This window comes from Streptococcus sanguinis SK1 = NCTC 7863, assembly GCF_000194945.1.
In the GTDB taxonomy this organism is placed as follows: domain Bacteria; phylum Bacillota; class Bacilli; order Lactobacillales; family Streptococcaceae; genus Streptococcus; species Streptococcus sanguinis.
Window position 1 is genome coordinate 464,381 of the sequence record NZ_GL878507.1, and the last position, 19,319, is coordinate 483,699.

The following is a 19,319-nucleotide window of genomic DNA, read 5'->3' on the forward strand; positions in this document are numbered from 1 at the left end:
TTAAATTTCCCTATTCTTTTCAAGGAATAGGTTTTTGGTCTATTCAAGTCTTTTTTAAGATGTTAAAATGAAAGTGATTACAAGAAAGTCGTTGGAAAGCCAACTTGGCTTTCTCGAAGTGACTGAAGAGGAAAGATGATGAAGAAAGCAATTCTAATGATGACTTTTGGCTCGCCAGAGGAGATTAGCTTTGAGGGAGTGGCTGAATTTTTCACCAATATTCGCCGCGGTGTCAGGCCGCAAGACCATGAGATTCAGACCCTCTATGATAACTATGTCCTCATCGGCGGAACGCCTCTGCAGCGTATCAGTCTAGAAGAGGTGGAAAAGGTCCGTCAGCGTTTATCTGGTGAGTATGCGGTTTATTTTGCCAATAAATTTTCACGTCCTTTTATTCCAGATGTGATTGAGCAGATGGAAGAGGATGGTATTGAGGATTGTATCTGTTTGATTCTAGAGCCGCATTTTTCTTACTATTCTGTCATGGGCTATGAGAAGTTTATCCAGAGTGATTCCATCCGCTTTAATATCATTAAGGAATGGTATCAGGAAGAAGCTATTCTTGATTATTGGGCAGAGGAGCTGAGAAAGATTCTTACAGAAGAGGTTAGAGAAGAGACCTTCAAGATTTTCTTCTCAGCCCACAGTGTGCCTATTCTGGCCTTGGATTTTGGAGATCCTTACATTGATCAGATCTATGACAATGCCCGTTTGATTGCTGAAAGGTTAGGTCTGACAGAAGAGGATTATCTCAATGTTTGGCAAAGTGAGAGTGACATCGGACTCCCTTGGATCAAACCTGACGTGCTGGACTACATGCGCCAGCAAGAAACACATCCGCAGCATTATATTTTTGTGCCGATTAGCTTTATCAGTGAGCATATAGAGGTCCTTTTTGACAATGACGTGGAGTGCAAGGAACTTTGCGAAGATTTGGGTGTTGCCTATCATAGACCGCCTATGCCCAATGCAGACGACCGTCTAATTGAGGCCCTGATTCAAACTATCCGCCGCCATGAGAATGAACCCTTCAAAGAATGTTTTCCAGAAGAAGAAACCTTCGATGAATTGCAGCCGTCGGAGGAGAGCAGCCAGATTCTTGCAGAGGATGAAGAGCTGAAAATGCCAGATTTCGTCAAAAAACTGATTGAGAAAAAAGGGCGCGAGAATGTTAAGATGCCGTATTTTGTCAAGAAAATGCTGGAGAAAGCAGGAAAGCTGCCCAAGAGTTGATTGTTCATATTCGTTGATGACTTTATAAGATTATTCTAGAAGGAGAAAATGTGAGACTTTGGCACCAAGATTTGATTGAAAAACTTCCGCGCCAGCAGCTTTTAGGTCAGCACCGAGAGTGTGCAGCCTTACGAGGACGAGGGTGGGGCAAGCCGCATGCGACGGTCAACTATGTTTTTGAGCACAGTCCTTATTGCCTCTATGCTTATCATCTCTTGATTATGGAGGAGATGCAAAAGCGGGGCTATCAGCCAGACAGCCTTTGGCTGGATAAGGACTACCGTGGCAAGACGTGCCTACCTTACCAGCAGTTGCCGGCTGAGGAGATCGAACATCCCATTTATCCTGAGCATGACGCTGCCTATCTGAAAGAATGCTTGGAAAATCTCAAGGAGAAAGGAATAGAAATCTTCTGATTTCCAAGTACCAAGACGGCATAGTATTAAGGTTATAGAACAAAAAAAGGAAGAGACGTTGCTCTTCTTTTTTGACTTTTACGGATTCAAAATAAACTTCTCAATAGCTGTAGCGACACCATTTTCCTCGCAGCTGTCTGTGACGGCATCGGCTAGGCTTTTGACATAGTCTGAAGCATTGCACATAGCTACACCGAGACCTGCATATTCCAGCATCTCGATGTCATTGTTGGCATCACCGATTGCCATGATTTCCTGAGGCTTAACGTCTAATTGTTTAGCCAATCGCTCTAGGGCGAAGGCTTTGGTCACACCAGACGGCATAGCCTCGTAAATGACCGGCTGAGAGCGAACACCACTGAAACGCTGGCAGATTTCTTGGCCAAAGTCGGCTTCAAAAGCATCTACTTGCTCTTGGCTGCCTAAAAACATAGCTTGAAACATTCTGTGTTGACCGCTGCAAGCCTCTTCCAGGCTAATCTCGGTTGGACTAGTAAAGACCAAGCTAGCATCATTCACGACATAGGAACTGGCTTTTTCTCCGACAACGAAATAATGCTCTTCATCAAATAGAGTCAACTGGACAGGACTATTTTCAGACAGGCTGTAGAGATAGCGAATATCCTGACCGCTAAGCTCTTGCCAGTCCACCAGACTCCAGTCGCTGGTCTGGTGTGTAGCGCAGCCATTGTCCACGATGACATATTCGTTTTCTTGTGCAAGGCCCAGCTTGTCATAATAGGGCTTGACGCCAACCAAGGGACGACCTGTGCAAAGAACCAATTTGACCCCCTTCTCAATCGCTCGGTGCAGTGCCTCAATGTGAGCTTGGGGAATTTCTTTTTTGCTGTTGAGCAAGGTGCCATCCATATCAAGTGCAAGAATTTTAATCATAAAGTGTCTCCAAAATTATTCTGTGATAAGTATAGCATAATTTACAGAGAAAGTCCGAGTCTATAGGAAAAATCACTGGTCTTGTGTTATAATAAATAGAACACCCTAAAAGGATGAGAAAAATGAATTTAGAAGATTTGAAAAAACGTCAGGAGAAGATTCGCAATTTCTCCATCATTGCCCACATTGACCACGGGAAATCAACCTTGGCTGACCGGATTTTGGAGGCGACTGAGACGGTTTCCAGCCGGGAAATGCAGGCCCAACTCTTGGACAGTATGGACTTGGAGCGGGAGCGCGGTATCACCATTAAGCTCAATGCTATCGAGCTCAATTATACTGCCAAGGACGGCGAAACCTATATCTTCCACTTGATTGACACGCCGGGACACGTGGACTTTACCTATGAGGTATCGCGGTCGCTAGCGGCCTGTGAAGGGGCTATTTTAGTCGTGGATGCGGCTCAGGGAATTGAAGCTCAGACCTTGGCGAATGTCTATCTAGCGCTGGATAATGACTTGGAAATCCTGCCAGTCATCAATAAAATTGACCTGCCAGCTGCGGACCCAGAGCGGGTGCGGGCTGAAATTGAAGATGTGATTGGTTTGGACGCTAGCGAAGCTGTTTTAGCTTCTGCCAAGGCTGGTATCGGAATTGAGGAAATTTTAGAGCAGATTGTGGAGAAAGTTCCAGCACCGACTGGAAATGTTGAAGCACCACTAAAAGCCTTGATTTTTGACTCAGTCTACGATGCCTATCGTGGGGTAATCCTGCAAGTACGGGTTATGGACGGTGTGGTCAAGCCGGGGGATACCATTCAGCTCATGAGCAATGGCAAGACCTTTGACGTGACTGAGGTCGGTATCTTTACGCCCAAGGCTATTGGCCGCGATTTCCTAGCAACAGGGGATGTTGGCTATATCGCAGCCTCTATCAAGACGGTACAGGATACCCGGGTCGGAGATACAGTGACCTTGGCGGACAATCCAGCCGCAGAACCTCTGCACGGCTACAAGCAGATGAACCCGATGGTTTTTGCTGGTCTCTATCCCATCGAGTCCAATAAATACAATGACCTGCGTGAGGCGCTTGAAAAGCTCCAGTTAAACGATGCCAGTCTGCAGTTTGAGCCAGAAACATCGCAGGCGCTAGGATTTGGTTTCCGTTGTGGTTTCCTGGGCTTGCTGCACATGGACGTCATTCAGGAGCGTTTGGAGCGTGAGTTTAATATTGATCTGATCATGACGGCGCCGTCCGTTATCTATAAGGTCAATATGACGGATGGTGCTTCCCTTGGTGTGTCCAATCCGAGCGAGTTTCCAGACCCAACCAAGATTGATTCCATTGAAGAGCCTTATGTCAAGGCGCAGATTATGGTGCCCCAGGAATTTGTCGGAGCGGTGATGGAGTTGGCTCAGCGCAAGCGCGGTGACTTTGTGACCATGGACTATATCGATGATAATCGGGTCAATGTCATCTATCAAATCCCGCTTGCTGAAATTGTCTTTGACTTCTTTGACAAACTCAAGTCCTCTACTCGTGGATATGCGAGCTTTGACTACGAAATCTCCGAGTATCGCTCGTCCAAGCTAGTGAAGATGGATATTCTCCTCAATGGCGATAAGGTTGATGCTCTCAGCTTCATCGTTCACAAGGAATTTGCCTATGAGCGTGGTAAGCTGATTGTAGACAAGCTCAAGAAAATCATCCCTCGTCAACAGTTTGAAGTGCCCATTCAGGCCGCTATCGGACAGAAAATCGTGGCTCGTACAGACATCAAGGCCTTGCGTAAAAATGTTTTGGCCAAGTGTTATGGTGGTGACGTTTCTCGTAAGCGCAAACTCTTAGAAAAACAAAAAGCCGGTAAAAAACGGATGAAAGCTATCGGTTCTGTCGAAGTCCCACAAGAAGCCTTCCTCAGTGTCCTGAGTATGGATGAGGAATAAAGTCTTATATCTCTAGGTAATATATCCCAAAAGGAGAAAATCATGAAACGATCGTATCTGCTTGGAGCAGTTCTGGTATTAACTTCACTTACTCTTGCATCGTGTGCCAATTCTGGACAAAAGCCTGATCAATCTAGTTCTTCGACTAGTTTCAGTGCACAAGTGAAAAAGAATTCTTCAAATTCTTCTTCTAAAAGAAGCAAGAACAAAACCAATCAAGAAACAAAACGTGTTGGTTCTCCAGAGTTTGGTTATATCGATATCCCAAGTAAATGGATTAAATTTTTTGATGCAGAAGTTGAAGGACTTATCCAATATACCGACGGTTCTGCTTATAATATCGTTACCATGAATGCTGTTTCTAAGGCAGAAGCTGAAGTAGCAGATGGTGAGACTTTCAATGCAGAAACAATTGCTCAACATGTAGCCTATAATTGGAGTCAAAAAGATAATATTGAGAAGATGTGGGGCTCTAAAAGTACTGTCTCAGGAATAGAAGCCTTTCAAATAAACATCATTCTGAAATCGGGACAACTTGCTAATACATTAGTTTTCCAAAAAGATGACAAAGTCTATATACTATCCTTTGAAGGCGACGAAGAAACTCTTGATGATTTCATTACAAACATGAAAGATACTTGGAGCCTTGATGGCAAGGGAGCAGTCAGCGAATAATAGTTTAAAAAACAAGAGGCCTATTTATTAAGTCTCTTGTTTTTTTCAGTGTAGAAGCTAATTATGTTTCACAAAAAGATAGTGATAAATCAGAAAAAACGTTCGACTACTATCAAATCCAAGCAAAAAGGCTTACAAAAATTTGTAGGCCTTTTCTTGAAATCCGAACGTTAGGAAATCTTTTTTAGATTTTACTTGACATTTTCTGAAATAGGAATATGATAAAATGTGAACACTGTATAAGACAGACCTTATGCGTGTTCGAAAATAATAGAGCGTTGCATCCGTAAGTCAATTTGACACGGCTCTTAAAAAACAAAAGGAGAAAGAATGAATACTTATATCCAAAAGAAAATCGCAAACATGAAGCTGACGCTTTCTGAAATGTCTGGTGGCTATAAACGCATGGTGACTAGTATGAAGAAGCTCGGCTTTTCTGGTACCTTGAAGCTTATTTGGGACGATTTGTTTGCTCATCGCAGTCTAGGTCAATGGGTTTATCTCTTGATTCTAGGGAGTTTTCCGCTCTGGCTGGAGCTGATATATGAACATCGCATCGTGGATTGGACAGGGATGATTTGCAGTCTGACTGGGATTATCTGTGTGATCTTCGTTTCTGAAGGACGTGCTAGCAATTACCTCTTTGGTTTGATCAATTCTGTGATTTACTTGATTTTGGCTTTGCAGAAAGGCTTCTATGGCGAGGTCCTGACGACTCTTTACTTTACCATCATGCAGCCAATTGGACTCTTGGTGTGGATTTACCAAGGCCAGTTCAAAAAAGAAAAGCAAGAGTTTGTTGCTCGTAAGCTAGATGCCAAAGGATGGACAAAATATCTATCGCTCAGTGTGCTTTGGTGGTTGGTCTTTGGCTTGATTTACCAATCTGTGGGGGCTAATCGTCCTTATCGTGATTCAATCACAGATGCGACAAATGGTGTAGGGCAAATCCTGATGACGGCTGTTTATCGTGAACAGTGGATTTTCTGGGCAGCGACCAATATTTTTTCTATTTACCTCTGGTGGGGTGAGAGTCTTCAGATTCAAGGGAAATATTTGATTTATTTAATCAACAGTTTGGTAGGATGGTACCAGTGGAATAAGGCTGCTAAAAAAGCATAGTCCTATAAACGGAAAAGAAATCGGATGTGACAATGTCTCTCTTTCCTTTCGTCCTAAAAATATGGTAAACTAGTATTAGTAAAATTTATTAGATTTAGGAAGGAATGACCATGAAAAAGAAGTACTTACTGCTCTCCCTGATAATCTTAGCCGGTCTGTCTCTGTCTTCCTGTAGCCTCATCAAGAGTTATAGCAGTCGGAAACCATCTGATTCTTCCAGTCGGGTTTCCCTGAGAGATGACAGTGATACAAGCAGTAGCAGCAGTAGAGACAAAAAATCGTCAAAGACTACTGGTACACAGCGGGTTGACTCTGATGATTATGGCTATATTAGTATTCCTGATAATTGGATTAAGTTTACAGACGTAGATGGTGGCGATAGTGTCCAGTATACGGATGGAAGTGGCTATAACATTGTCACGATGAATGCCTATACAAAAGAAAAAGCCAATATTGGAGAAGGTGAAGAATTCAACGCTGAAACCATTGCCCAGCGGATCGCTTACCACTGGAAGGATAATAAGGAAGTCGATGACTTTTGGGGAGCAAAGAGTACCGTAGCCGGAAATGAAGCCTTTCAGATTAATGTTATTTTAAAATCCACTCAAAATCTAACGGTTTGGGTCTTCAAACAAGGCGATAAGGTCTATATGATGTCCTTTGAAGGCGATGAAGACACTCTGTATGAATTTATCCCCTATATAGAAGATACGTGGAGCGTCAGCAAGGACGGTGGAAAAAGCATTTAGTGACGGTATTTGATGATTGCTCTCTAAGTTCATAAAAAGCAAATCTGGGACTCGTTCTCAGATTTTTTTGTGAGATGGAATATATCATATTCTTTGAGTTTGATAAGATTTAAGAAGGCTCATTTTATGATATAATAAAAAGAATTTGAATACAGAAAGAAAAATATATGACTCAAGAAATCGACCTTGAAAAATACCACCAGCTAGCCCTGCAAAAGCAGAAAGAGCACCGAAAATTTTTAGCCAGTCTCAAGAAAAAGCCCCCAAAAAACCTTGATAAGATTGCCCAGCAAATTCATGATGAGGTCTTTGAGGAGATTGACTGTACAGCCTGCGCCAATTGCTGTAAGACGCTGGGTCCAGACTTTAAGGAAGCCGATATTGTCCGTATTGCCAAGTATTTCAAGATGAAGCTGCCGGCTTTTGAAGAGGAATTTCTACAGGTGGACGAAGACGGTGACAAGGTTTTCAAGACTATGCCTTGCCCTTTTTTAGGTGGAGACAATCTCTGCTCGATCTACGATGTCCGTCCCAAGGCCTGCCGAGAGTTCCCTCACACAGACCGCAAGAAGATTCATCAAATTAATCATCTAACAATCAAAAATACCCTGACTTGCCCAGCGGCTTATCTTTTTGTGGAGAAGCTGCGGGATAGGTTGTAGAATCCCCCTCTAAATCTTGTACAAAAATTCTAGGGCGGAAGTATCTTATATCTGTTAGACTATAGATAGGAGGTAAGAAGAAAAGAATATGATGCATCAATTCAATCGAACCATGGAATATCTGGAAAGTAAGTTGGACGCAGAAGTGGATTTGCAGAAATTTCAGCAGCTATCGGGCTATTCTTATGCTCTCTTTAGCAGGCTCTTTTCTATTCTAGCAGATATGACTTTAGCAGAATACTTGCGCAATCGTAGGCTGTCAGAAGCTGTAACGGACTTGCGGGAAAGCTCTGAGAAAGTCATTGACATAGCACTCAAATACGGCTATGAGTCTTCGGATGCCTTCAGCGCAGCCTTCAAAAAATTCCATGGTGCGACTCCCTCAGAAGTTCGAAATGGAAAACCTTATCGCGTCTTTCCTAGACTTCAATTATCCTTAAAGATTACAGGAGGAAAGAACATGGATATCAAGATTCAAAAGAAACCTGCTTTTACTGTGGCTGGCGTCCTATTAGAAGCTATTGACAATAGCCAGTGCCCGTCTGCATGGGAGCAGCTCTATGCCAATCACAGCTTTGAAAGCCTGGAAAGTCTGGGCAGTGGCCAATCTTTTGGCGTCTGCTCGGATGTCAAAGAAGGCGAAATCATCAACTATATGGTCGCTTATGATGTGGCGGATAAAGCGAAAGCAGAAGAACTAGGTCTGTCAATCAAGGAAATCCCGGAAGCTGAATATGCCATCGTACCAGTCAAAGGAGCAATTCCCGCAAGTATCCACCATGCTTGGAAATATGTCTTGGAAGCCTTTTTCCCAGAAACAGGTTATCGCCACTCAGGAGCACCAGATTTTGAAGTTTACACCGAGGGTGATATGTTCTCCCCAGACTATCAAATGGAACTCTGGATACCAGTGGTGAAATAGAATGGTGATTGCAAGTTATTTTTTAGGTGTCGATTACAGATTACAGAGGAGGATGATGCTATGCAGATGTATTTTGGGGATGTTTCTCTTTGTTATACATATTCACTTGCGATGGTGCTGAATTCGTATGGTTATGATGTTCGCCCTGAGTTTTTGGAAGCCATTATGGTAATGGGAAATGGCGCTAGTATTGTAAAGGAAGATGAAAAACACCCTTTAGTCTTCTTTGATAATGGGATGCCAGATAGTTCTATCAGTCATTCTTTAAACATTCTGGGTTTTACATATGACGAATACTATATAAAGGATTCTAATACAGTGAATCTTCTCTCTATCAGAGAAATGTTAAGTAAGTTCTTGCTCAGCGGGTCTCTTGCTCTTGGTCCTTTGGATATGGGTTATCTGACTTATAATCCCAATCATATCCATTTGTATGGGGTGGACCATTTTGTTTCAGTTTATGATCTAGATGATGAGTTTATCTATTTCCATGATCCAGCAGGCTTTGCTTGTATGAAAATGAGTTTGTCAGAATTTGCGAATGCTTGGGAAGCTAAAAACATTGACTATAAAAGAGGTTCTTTCTCCATGTGGGGAAACTTCAAAAAAATCAAATCTCCAACTTCCAAAGAGATTTATCAGAAAACATCTATGTTGATGAAGCAACGATATGAGCACGGCGAGGAGAATGTGATAGCAAGATATGCTAAGTCGGTAGCGAACAATGGCTTGAATGAAGAACAAAAACATCTTCATCAATACTTTAGTTTCAAATTAGCTTCTATCAGAAATTTATACATGAGCAACTTCTTAAAAGACCACGATACGGTCAGATCTGAACTAAAAGAAAATTTAGCAAAGTTGTTCGGCCAAGCTCATCTATTTTGTATCGAGGAAGATTACCAAAAACTGTCAGAAGTCTTGTATGATATTGCAGCACTAGATAATAGATTTAGAGATTTGTGCATTCGCCATAAAGTAGAGTAGAAGAAGTTAGAAAAACGAAGATGCTGTTTGGAAAATAAAAGAATGTAATGCAGCAGGATCGAAAGAAGGGAAACCAAACTATCAAATGACTCTCTGGATTCCAGTAGTGAAATAGATTAGAAACCAGCCGTTCGTTTTTGAGCGGCTGGTTTTTGTGGCTTGTGGTATAATGAAGCTACTACAGTTACAGAAAGGATTTCTACCTTGTCATACAAATTTCTACTTTTCGACCTTGACCATACCTTGCTGGATTTTGATACGGCAGAAGACATCGCCCTGACTCATTTTTTGGAGGAGCAGGGCGTGACGGAGATTCAGACCTACAAAGACTATTATATTCCCATGAACAAGGGGCTTTGGCGGGAACTAGAGCAGGGGAAAATCACCAAGCCTGAGCTAGTCAATACTCGCTTTTCTCGTCTTTTCGCTCATTTTGGCATTGAGAAGGATGGCGCCGAGTTAGCCCTTCTCTATCAGCAGCATATTACTCAGCAAGGCCAGACTTACGCTGGAGCTAGCGAGCTTTTGGACAACTTGACAGCAGCTGATTATGAGATTTACGGAGCGACCAATGGCATCACGGCTATTCAGACTGGTCGCATGGCTCATTCCGACATTGCGCCCTATTTTAACCATATTTTCATCTCGGAGCAGATGGGGACTCAGAAGCCCGAAGCCTTGTTTTATGAAAAAATAGCAGAGCAGATACCAGATTTTGACCTGTCTCAGACTTTGATGATTGGAGACTCCTTGACGGCAGATATTGCAGGCGCTAATAATGCTGGACTGGACTCTATCTGGTACAATCCCAAGCAGCTAGAGAATAAAAGTCTTGTTCGCCCGACCTATACCGCCTATTCTTATGTCGACATTATCAGACTCTTGGTTCCATAAGGAGACTGCAAATGAAAAAAACAGTTGCTTTATTTTCACTTCTTGCCAGTTTGTTGCTACTGACAGCCTGTTATGCTAAGAAAGAAGAAGTTGATGAAAGCATTCGAACAACGAAGGCTCTTTTTAAAAAGCTCCCTTTTCAGCCCGTCAAGGTTAGTTCTGATGGCAGTTATCATTACGAGGGAGGCGGTGCGACAATCGATTTGTATTTCACCGAGGAAGATATCCAAAAGTACGCTATTCTAAAATACCACCCAGATCGAAAGGGCAGTAAAATCGAATTTTATGAGATATTTTACGGAGAGCGAACAGCAGATCAGTTACTGGATTGTTTGGTAGACCAAGAAATAACTAGCTTAATTGATGAGATTAAGGGTGAGACGGAACATGACATGACAGCTGAATACCAGCAAAAATCAGAATTTGACAGAGCTCAATTTCAGACTATAAGCGTGTCGTCCTCTAAAAAAGTTGATGATTCAGAAAGTCTAAATAAATATCTCATGCTATATAGTAAGTTTTTAGTCGAATTCAGGAAGAATCCAGAAAATCATGATAAGCTAAAAGAGATTGTCCAAAAAATGGATAAAGCTGATCTATTAAAATGGTCTTTCGAATTTCATTCAGACCAAGTGCTGGATGAGAAAAGTATATCTGAAGATGAAGTAAAAACTAGGTCCTATAATAGTCGTAGTGGAGACACAGAGTATTATGCACTGGAGACCATTAATAAGTATATGGATTTAGATGCTTTTCCTAAAGACGCTTCAGTCAAATTGTTTTTTAAAAAATATGAAAACCTTTCTGAACAGATAGTTTTAAACAACCAAAAAGACTAATCTAAAAAATTTTTAACTCTGTCAAGAAAAAAACTTGACAGCTGTCTTTAATCTGCTATAATAGAACATGTGCTTAATAGCTCTGCTATTTCACCAAAAGAAAAAAATAAAGAAAAGAGACCTTAATAATGGCAGTAAAAATCCGTTTGACTCGTATGGGTTCTAAGAAAAAACCTTTCTACCGTATCAATGTTGCAGACTCACGTTCACCTCGTGACGGACGTTTCATCGAAACAGTTGGTACTTACAACCCACTTGTAGTTGAAAACCAAGTGACTTTGAAAGAAGACCGTATCCTTGAGTGGTTGGGTAATGGTGCACAACCTTCTGATACTGTACGCAACATCCTTTCAAAAGAAGGCGTATTGAAGAAATTCCACGATTCAAAATACTCTAAATAATAGAAGCGTAGGTTGACATATGGACACGATTGAAAATCTAATTATTGCGATAGTGAAACCTTTGATTTCACAGCCAGATGCCTTAACTATCAAGATTGAGGATACACCTGAATTTTTAGAATATCACCTGGATCTTGATCAGAGTGATGTTGGACGTGTAATAGGTCGTAAAGGTCGTACTATTTCCGCTATAAGGACGATTGTTTACTCTGTCCCAACTGAATACAAAAAAGTTCGCATCGTTATTGATGAGAAGTAAGAAGAACGGGACCGGTGTGTCCCGTTTTTTTCTATTTCTCTTAGCGAGCTGAGTACGTGGCTCTCAAGTGAGCTTAGAGAAATTGATGCCCAGCTAAGCGTTGGTACAAGGCCCTTAATGAAACAAGCCGTTAGGCGCAGTTGAATTTAGTAGTATTGATGCAGTTCGAGCGTATGCGAGAACTATCTAGCTTAGCATCTTCAACGAGGAAAGCGAGAAGCGTGGAAAACGGAGGAAATATGAAGTCAGAAGATTATGCTTGGAACGCCCATGAACGAGAGTGTTATGAGAATGGACAAGTGAGTCTACCCAGTCCTTACAAGCTAAAGATTCTTGATAACGGTCAGAAAAGGTTGGAACTGGAACAAATCTTGGTCCAGCTTCCTCAGAAGCAGCTTGCCCAATGGGCAATGCAGCATGCCACTCGCTATATAGCTCTGATAGATATTGGTGATGATATTGAAAAACAGCAAATCTTGACTCAGGTTCAGGAAGTGTTTGAAGCGCGACTTGCGGGAAATGTTTCTGCCTATGAGCTGAGGAAGGCTGGTTTCTTGGCTCAGCAGCTGTCGCAGCAAGCCAAATCACCAGTTAGCAAGTATGCTGCTCGTGTCTTTTCCCAAGCAGTCGCAACAGCCCACATGCGAGGTCATGCCATTGTCTCGGCTGATTATGCAGTGAAAGTAATAAATATGCAGAGTCCAGATGATATGAAAGCAGTTATCAGCGAAAGAAAACAACAGATTCGATTGGCCAAAGAATGGCAGAAATGTATAAATGAGCTGTAGAATGGAGGCAATAGGATGGACCATATCGAAAGAACCGATGCTAAGATATTCTATCGGATAGAAGGGCGAGGTCATAAAGAAACAATCGTGCTCCTGCATGGTCTGAGTGCTGACTCGGGCATGTTTCAGCCTCAGATAGATTTTTTTAAGGATCGCTATCAGGTTATTGCGCCTGACCTACGTGGAAATGGGCAATCAAGCCAGCTGACTTGTCAGGTGGATCAGGTTCTAGATATACAAGCTGCAGATGTGCTGGCGATTTTGGAAAAAGAAAGCATCAGCCAAGCCATTATCGGAGGGACTTCCTATGGCGGTATTTTAACCATGCACCTCATGACTCAAAATCCGCAAATCTTTAAGGGAGCTTTCTTGTGCGATACTTTTTGTGCGACGGATTTGTCACCAATGATGAATACTCTGGCTCAACTTACAGCTCCTTTAGTGAAATACTCATGGTTTATGAAGCTATCAACCTTGCCAATCTATAAACGCTGGCCTTTAGCTCGCTCTTATTTTGTTGATTTATTCGACCGGATGCGACCTGAGGAGTCTGTTTTGCAGCGCAGGGCAATTGAAGCCATTGATTATCGTGCTGCCTTGGGTAAGTGCAAGATTCCTACACTTTTGCTGGCGGGAGATTTTTCAGGAAAATTAGTCCAAATGATGAAAACAACCAAGGAACATCTGAGGCTTGCTCAGGATCTTGTCATTGCTGATTCTTTTGATCCGTCGAATCTATGCCAACCAGGCAAGTTTAATGCTTTGCTGGAGAACTTTGCTAAACAGGTTTTCGAAGAGAGGTCTTAATGCTTTTAAGGCAATACTAGCAACTGCCTCTTGTAACACAGTCCTTGGTTGAATATGAACAAAATCTGGTATAGAGGTGTCCTTATTCCACTAGTAAAATAGCTATCTCTCAGATAGTAGTGTGTGCCCAGATAATTTTTTTTAGAATTGATTAGAAACATTATGAAAGAAAAAATAATCAAAACAAAAGTAGGACAGCTATTTATATCTTATCAACCTGCGGAAAAGATTGCTGTATTTTTAAGCGGTGCAGGGAGTCTGCCAACCTATGAAAATTTTTTGCCAGTTATTCGGAAGTTACCTAAAAGTTGGGGCTATTTAACAATAGATTACCCTAATGCTGGGCAAAGCCCACTGGAAAATCAAGAAAATTTTGTTTTGGACGATTTGGTCCAATCTATTATAGAGGTTTTATCGCATTTTAAAGTTATTCAGTATGCTATTTGCGCGCACAGTATTAGTGGCCTTGTAGCAGTTAAAGTTGCTGAGTCAAAGACGTTTTGTCAGGGACTAATCTTGATTGAGCCGACCACTTATTCTGTTCTATATGGAGAATTAGCTCAGAATCCTTATCACGAATTTTTATCCTTACAGGAGAAAGTTCAGATGCTCGGTGGTGGATATGAATATCTGAAAAAAATAGGACAAGAGAGTTTTCCAGTAGCTGATTTTAAAATCTTATGGGCTAAGGCAGAAAAGAGTTCAGATAGATTAAAATCTGTACAAGAAGGATTTCAACATTACTGCAGTATCTCAGAAAATGATTTTCAGAACTTAGATATCTCTTTTCAATTCTCGGTTTTTATCCTTAGTCTGGCCTATCGAGAACAAGAATATAAAGATTCCGAATTTGCTTCACAAAATACCCAGATTATTTTAGGAGGCAACCATCATTATTTACATTGGAGTGAGTCAGAAAAGATAGCTGAGCTTCTTTTAGAAATGTGATGAAAAGTTGTATGCAAACTTTAATTAGTATATCGAAAGCGGGAGTAAATATACATGCAAAATAGCTGAGATTTTAATCTCAGCTATTTAGTACGTATTTATGAGAGTCTATCCTAGAATCTCAGCAATAGCATCTCGAATTTCCTGAACGGTTGCGGATTTGCTATGGTCACTGGTATCAAACTCAATGTATTTGCCATAAGCATCAACAGTTCCACCTACAGGCCCTTCGGATCCGTCCACAGATGTTCCGATGGCTGGTGGCAAACTTTTATCCGCATCATCAGTATCAATAACTATGATGCGAGTATTGGACTCGAGATCATCTATCATTGGAAGAGACGATGCGGAGGTCATGTTCTGACTAGCATAGTATTCTAGAAAAGCCTTGATGGTTGGATTGTCAATTTGAGCAATTTTTTCGTCAAGGGCTGAGAGATTTCTAGTTTCTCTCGTTTCATTTTCCATTGCTTGGCCCTTTTTGACCTGGGTCAAAGCAGTCAGACTGGGAGCTGTTGTGGCTAGAAGAGCAGTAGAGAGTAGGAGTTTGTTTAACTTTTTTCCCATAGGTATCACACCTTCTTTCTAGTTTTGCGTAAACACACTCGGGTGTTTATAGTGTTAAAGCTCTATATGTATAATTATACGTTAAACAGCAATTTTAATCAAATAAATATAGGCAAGGGAATTCCCTCTTATCTCCCTTGTACATTCCCCTATATCATGATAAAATACTAGGCAGAGTATAATATGTTGGAGTCGAGATGAATTATTTTAATGTTGGAAAAATCGTCAATACGCAAGGTCTACAAGGTGAGATGCGGGTTTTGTCAGTGACGGATTTTGCAGAAGAGCGTTTTAAAAAAGGCAACACCCTTGCCCTGTTTGACAAGAAAGATCAGTTTGTCATGGATGTAGAGATTGCCAGTCATCGCAAGGTCAAAAACTTTGATATTATTAAGTTCAAGGGGATGTACCACATCAATGACATTGAAAAATTTCGTGATTTCACTCTGAAGGTCCGAGAGGAAGATTTGACGGACTTGGAAGATGGTGAATTTTACTACCATGAAATCATCGGTCTTGAAGTCTATGAAAATGACCTTCTTCTTGGTAGGATTAAGGAAATTCTGCAGCCAGGAGCTAATGATGTCTGGGTGGTCAAACGTAAAGGCAAGCGCGACTTACTTCTTCCATATATTCCTCCAGTGGTGCTGGGGATTGACATTGAGCAAGGTCGGGTTGATGTAGAGATACCGGAAGGACTGGACGATGAAAATTGATATTTTGACCCTCTTTCCGGAGATGTTTGCGCCCTTGGAGCACTCGATTGTAGGTAAAGCAAGGGAAAAAGGTCTCTTGGAAATCAACTATCATAATTTCCGAGAAAATGCAGAAAAATCCCGGCATGTAGACGACGAGCCTTACGGTGGAGGTCAGGGGATGTTGCTACGGGCACAGCCTATTTTTGATGCTTATGATGCCATTGAAAAGAAGCAGCCGCGCGTGATTTTGCTAGATCCTGCTGGTCGGACTTTTAACCAAGCATATGCGGAGGAACTAGCTAAGGAAGAAGAACTCATTTTCATCTGTGGCCATTACGAAGGCTATGATGAGCGGATCAAGACTTTAGTGACAGATGAGATCTCTCTAGGGGACTATGTCCTTACAGGAGGAGAATTAGCGGCTATGACCATGATTGATGCGACCGTTCGCCTGATTCCAGAGGTTATTGGCAAGGAAGCCAGTCATACAGATGACAGTTTTTCGTCCGGGCTCTTGGAGTATCCTCAGTACACTCGGCCCTATGACTATCGGGGGATGGTTGTGCCGGAAGTGTTGATGAGTGGCCATCATGAAAATATTCGCAAGTGGCGTCTCTATGAAAGTCTGAAAAAGACTTATCTAAGACGGCCTGACTTACTAGAAGGCTATAAGATGACGGCCGAAGAAGAAGCGATGTTAGAAGAAATTCGACAAGCTCAATCGGACTGACAAGCAAGGTTAACTCTTAGAAAGGATCTAGGAGTTTTTGCTTTATTTGATAAAGAAATGCTCATTTTTGTTGGAATAACCAGCTTATTTTTCTAATAAAACATTTTTGTAACTAAAATGTAATAAAAAAACTATTAAAACTATACGTTTGCTACTAGTTAATACTAGCGTTTTGTGATAGTATATTACTATGCGGGCTGCTATACCCAGGTTAATTATAGTATGTGAGATTATAAAAAGGAGATTGATTATGGAAAAGAAAATAGGCAAGTCTGTTGTAGCGACTGGTATCGCGGCTACAACTATTATTTCTGGTGGACTGACCCATCAAGTGCACGCGGATGAGTTGGTTGAATCAACTGTAACAGCTCCAAAAGCGGCTGAAGTAACTGAGAAACCAGTGACAGCAGCAGATGTAGCTGTTGCCCAAGAAAATGCTGAAGCGGCCAAAGCTAAACTTGATGAGCAAAGATCGATAGTAGATACTGCTAAAACAGAAGCTGAAGATGCAAAAACTAGCGTGAAAGTGGCTGAAGCCGCTGTTGAGACTGCTAAAGAAGTGCAGGCAGAAGCAACAGAAGAAAATGTTGCTAAAGCGGAGACGGAAGCAAAAACAGCAGAGCAAGAGGTTGGCGCAAAAGACACTGCTGTTCGAGAAGCAGAGGCTAAGGCTGCCAAGGCAGACCAAGCTGTTAAAGATCAAGCGAATACTATTAAGGCGAGCCAATCTCTGGTAGACATTGCCGAGACTGAATTGAAACAAGCTAAAACACCGCTTAACTCAGAAGAGCAAGCTGTAGCAACTGCTAAGAGCCAGCAAAGTCAAGCACAGACCGCTTTAGACAATGCAAAGACTGAGTTGACAAAGGCGGAACAAGCAGCGTCTTCTGCTCCACAAGTGCAGGCTGAAATCCAGAATAAAATCAATCAGACAAAGGCATCTTTGAGCCAAACCAATCAAGCTATCAGCTCTCTTGAAGCGCAAATTCCTGCTGCTGAGAAAGCAGCAGCAACAGCTCCTGTTGACCTTCGCAATACGACTTATTCTCAATTTTTAGAAAATGTTCGTAACAATGCGGCTAATCAAGAAATTCGTGATGCTGCTAACAATGCACTTGCTGTTTACCAACGCGGACAAAATGAATTTGGTATCTCAGTTAATTCTGACCCAACCAGTCCAGCTAGTCTAGAAAATAACCTGCAAGCTTTAGAGTTGGTTAAAGCGATTAATGCTTACCGTCGTAATGCCGGCTTACAAGAGCTGTTGGTTGATCCATATGCGAATGTGGCTAGCCAGATTCAGACTATCTACTTTGAGCGCAATAACTGGCACATGGGCAAGCTGATTGGTAACGAAAATGTAGCGATTAGCTTTGACCCACAAGGAGCTGTCAATTTCTGGCACAAAGAAAAAGAAAAGTATCAAGAGATTGCGGCGCAATATGGACTGCCTACTGATGAAACTCAGATTGATGCTAATGCTATCTATATGAGAGTTGGGGCTAGTGTATTTGCTCAGATTGGTCACTATGTTCAGATGATGGACAATAAAGCAAATGCTATCTCAGCGGCTTATGATAAACATCCAAACCAATGGGGCACTCCTCATGGTACATCTGAGGTTGGTTTCCATCATATTAGCAACTTTAACCAACGTGTTAATAACGGTACGTTGCTGACTGTTGCGGCTATGGAGCAGTTGTTGCGTGCTGGTGGCGGTCGTTCTGCAGGTTCTAACGCAAATGTTACAGCACTTAAGAATCAATTAGCTGAACTCAAGGCTCAAAAAGTAGGTCAGGAATCAGCTATCAATATCCTCAATGCTCAATTAGCTGATGCTCAAAAGGCAGCGGCAGCTCAAATTGCAGCAGTTGAAGCAGCTCGTCAGAAGGTAGCAACTGCTGAAAATAATCTAGCTTTGACCAAGCAGAATGTTGCTCTCAAGCAAGAAGCTCTTGACAGAGCAACAGCTAAGATTGCAGCAAGCTTGGCTCCTTACCAAACTAACTTGAGCAATGCTCAGGCAGTTCTAGCGGCAGCTAAGGATAAGTTGGCAGAACTTCAGTCAGCTCAAGAAGCTGCGAAAGCTAATTTGACAACTGCTCAAGAGGACTTCATGGCTGCTCAAAAGACATTAGCAGCAGCTAAAAAGAAAGTTATTGACCTTCAGAATGCTCCTCAGTTACTTGCAGAAGCAGAGCGGGAGTTGGCAGAAGCGCAGCTTGATTATGAAGCTAAACAAGCAATCTTAAATCAAGAGACTGCAACTTTAGCTGTTCTTGAGGAATCCTACAACAGTCTTCAAGCGAATTATGAAACTCTCTTGAATATCTTGAATCAAGCAGCTCTCCTGTATGGAAATGCTCTGAATAGTAACTATCGCTCAGGTGAAGATAAACAGACTCTAACTGCTGTAAAAGGCGGAGCTGCTGGTCCAGGTGCAGAGGATGAATCTAAGAAAGATTCAGATGCTAAGACTGCAGAAGTTCATGCGAACACTCGTGAAGTCAAAGGAGCAACTACAGGTGCTGTTCAAGCGGCAGGTGAAGGATTAATTGCTGATTTTGTTGTAAATCCTGCTGCTCAGCTTGCTAGCGTGGCTACGACTGCTGATAAAGCTCCAACAGTTCCTGCTATTCTGCCAAATACTGGTTCAGAAGCAGAACGCCTTGCAATTTTTGGTATGGCACTTGGTGCAGCTGCCTTTTTGGGAACCAATAAGCGCCGTCGCAGAGACGAAGATTATAATTAAAGAAATACAAAATGAGGCTGGAATAATTTC

Annotated in this window: 21 protein-coding genes; 19 read left to right on the plus strand and 2 right to left on the minus strand. The window is 41.9% G+C overall.

Annotation, left to right across the window (positions count from 1 at the left end; translation table 11 throughout):
• Positions 1-138: 138 nt before the first annotated feature.
• Both hemH and HMPREF9378_RS08520 read left to right on the plus strand, forming a co-directional pair.
• Positions 139-1,233, plus strand: coding sequence for a ferrochelatase (gene hemH / locus HMPREF9378_RS08525; RefSeq protein WP_032908791.1), 1,095 nt, complete (start codon positions 139-141; stop codon positions 1,231-1,233).
• A 50-nt stretch (positions 1,234-1,283) separates the two neighbouring features.
• Positions 1,284-1,649 (plus strand): TIGR02328 family protein, encoded by a 366-nt coding sequence (locus HMPREF9378_RS08520; protein ID WP_002903035.1) that lies wholly within the window; start codon positions 1,284-1,286, stop codon positions 1,647-1,649.
• A 78-nt stretch (positions 1,650-1,727) separates the two neighbouring features.
• Here the strand turns inward: HMPREF9378_RS08520 and HMPREF9378_RS08515 are convergent, their stop codons facing one another.
• The gene (locus HMPREF9378_RS08515; protein ID WP_002903033.1) at positions 1,728-2,543 is read right to left on the minus strand and encodes a Cof-type HAD-IIB family hydrolase; all 816 of its coding nucleotides are present in this window, start codon (positions 2,541-2,543) and stop codon (positions 1,728-1,730) included.
• A gap of 122 nt (positions 2,544-2,665) precedes the next feature.
• Here HMPREF9378_RS08515 and lepA point away from each other — a divergent pair, with 122 nt between their 5' ends.
• The 14 genes from lepA to HMPREF9378_RS08445 all read left to right on the plus strand — a co-directional run bounded on the left by lepA (position 2,666) and on the right by HMPREF9378_RS08445 (position 14,542).
• The gene (lepA, locus tag HMPREF9378_RS08510; protein ID WP_032909558.1) at positions 2,666-4,489 is read left to right on the plus strand and encodes a translation elongation factor 4; all 1,824 of its coding nucleotides are present in this window, start codon (positions 2,666-2,668) and stop codon (positions 4,487-4,489) included.
• A 42-nt stretch (positions 4,490-4,531) separates the two neighbouring features.
• Positions 4,532-5,164, plus strand: coding sequence for a hypothetical protein (locus HMPREF9378_RS08505; protein WP_002903031.1), 633 nt, complete (start codon positions 4,532-4,534; stop codon positions 5,162-5,164).
• Between the two features lie 330 nt (positions 5,165-5,494).
• Positions 5,495-6,286: a nicotinamide riboside transporter PnuC gene (pnuC, locus tag HMPREF9378_RS08500; RefSeq protein WP_002895303.1), complete on the plus strand. Its 792-nt coding sequence runs from the start codon at positions 5,495-5,497 to the stop codon at positions 6,284-6,286.
• Positions 6,287-6,390: 104 nt separating this feature from the next.
• Positions 6,391-7,035, plus strand: coding sequence for a hypothetical protein (locus tag HMPREF9378_RS08495; RefSeq protein WP_002913517.1), 645 nt, complete (start codon positions 6,391-6,393; stop codon positions 7,033-7,035).
• Positions 7,036-7,202: 167 nt separating this feature from the next.
• Positions 7,203-7,697, plus strand: a complete 495-nt coding sequence (locus HMPREF9378_RS08490) for a YkgJ family cysteine cluster protein (RefSeq protein ID WP_002903029.1) — start codon at positions 7,203-7,205, stop codon at positions 7,695-7,697.
• An 88-nt stretch (positions 7,698-7,785) separates the two neighbouring features.
• Entirely contained in the window at positions 7,786-8,619 is an 834-nt protein-coding gene (locus tag HMPREF9378_RS08485) for an AraC family transcriptional regulator (RefSeq protein ID WP_002903028.1), read from the plus strand.
• A 60-nt stretch (positions 8,620-8,679) separates the two neighbouring features.
• The gene (locus HMPREF9378_RS08480; RefSeq protein ID WP_002903027.1) at positions 8,680-9,606 is read left to right on the plus strand and encodes a hypothetical protein; all 927 of its coding nucleotides are present in this window, start codon (positions 8,680-8,682) and stop codon (positions 9,604-9,606) included.
• A gap of 204 nt (positions 9,607-9,810) precedes the next feature.
• A complete protein-coding gene (pynA, locus tag HMPREF9378_RS08475) occupies positions 9,811-10,500 on the plus strand; it encodes a pyrimidine 5'-nucleotidase PynA (protein WP_023916324.1) in 690 nt (229 codons plus the stop codon).
• 11 nt (positions 10,501-10,511) lie between these two features.
• The gene (locus HMPREF9378_RS08470; RefSeq protein ID WP_002903024.1) at positions 10,512-11,339 is read left to right on the plus strand and encodes a hypothetical protein; all 828 of its coding nucleotides are present in this window, start codon (positions 10,512-10,514) and stop codon (positions 11,337-11,339) included.
• A 128-nt stretch (positions 11,340-11,467) separates the two neighbouring features.
• Complete coding sequence (rpsP, locus tag HMPREF9378_RS08465; RefSeq protein WP_002903023.1) at positions 11,468-11,740, plus strand: 30S ribosomal protein S16; 273 nt, start codon at positions 11,468-11,470, stop codon at positions 11,738-11,740.
• A gap of 19 nt (positions 11,741-11,759) precedes the next feature.
• A complete protein-coding gene (gene kphA / locus HMPREF9378_RS08460; protein WP_002895313.1) occupies positions 11,760-11,999 on the plus strand; it encodes an RNA-binding protein KphA in 240 nt (79 codons plus the stop codon).
• A 239-nt stretch (positions 12,000-12,238) separates the two neighbouring features.
• Positions 12,239-12,787: a putative immunity protein gene (locus tag HMPREF9378_RS08455; protein ID WP_032908949.1), complete on the plus strand. Its 549-nt coding sequence runs from the start codon at positions 12,239-12,241 to the stop codon at positions 12,785-12,787.
• A 15-nt stretch (positions 12,788-12,802) separates the two neighbouring features.
• Positions 12,803-13,594 (plus strand): alpha/beta fold hydrolase, encoded by a 792-nt coding sequence (locus HMPREF9378_RS08450; protein WP_002903021.1) that lies wholly within the window; start codon positions 12,803-12,805, stop codon positions 13,592-13,594.
• A gap of 162 nt (positions 13,595-13,756) precedes the next feature.
• Entirely contained in the window at positions 13,757-14,542 is a 786-nt protein-coding gene (locus tag HMPREF9378_RS08445; RefSeq protein ID WP_002903020.1) for an alpha/beta fold hydrolase, read from the plus strand.
• Positions 14,543-14,650: 108 nt separating this feature from the next.
• Here the strand turns inward: HMPREF9378_RS08445 and HMPREF9378_RS08440 are convergent, their stop codons facing one another.
• Positions 14,651-15,109 (minus strand): hypothetical protein, encoded by a 459-nt coding sequence (locus HMPREF9378_RS08440; protein ID WP_002903019.1) that lies wholly within the window; start codon positions 15,107-15,109, stop codon positions 14,651-14,653.
• Positions 15,110-15,306: 197 nt separating this feature from the next.
• On the opposite strand from HMPREF9378_RS08440, the gene rimM reads away from it, so the two are divergent.
• From rimM to HMPREF9378_RS08425, 3 genes are all read left to right on the plus strand, one after another.
• Positions 15,307-15,825: a ribosome maturation factor RimM gene (gene rimM, locus HMPREF9378_RS08435; RefSeq protein ID WP_002903018.1), complete on the plus strand. Its 519-nt coding sequence runs from the start codon at positions 15,307-15,309 to the stop codon at positions 15,823-15,825.
• On the plus strand, positions 15,815-16,537 hold the full coding sequence (gene trmD, locus HMPREF9378_RS08430; protein WP_002903017.1) for a tRNA (guanosine(37)-N1)-methyltransferase TrmD: 723 nt from the start codon (positions 15,815-15,817) through the stop codon (positions 16,535-16,537). The genes rimM and trmD overlap by 11 nt, the downstream gene beginning before the upstream one ends.
• Before the next feature lie 190 nt (positions 16,538-16,727).
• Entirely contained in the window at positions 16,728-19,289 is a 2,562-nt protein-coding gene (locus HMPREF9378_RS08425; protein ID WP_002900228.1) for a CAP domain-containing protein, read from the plus strand.
• The last annotated feature ends 30 nt before the right edge of the window (positions 19,290-19,319 follow it).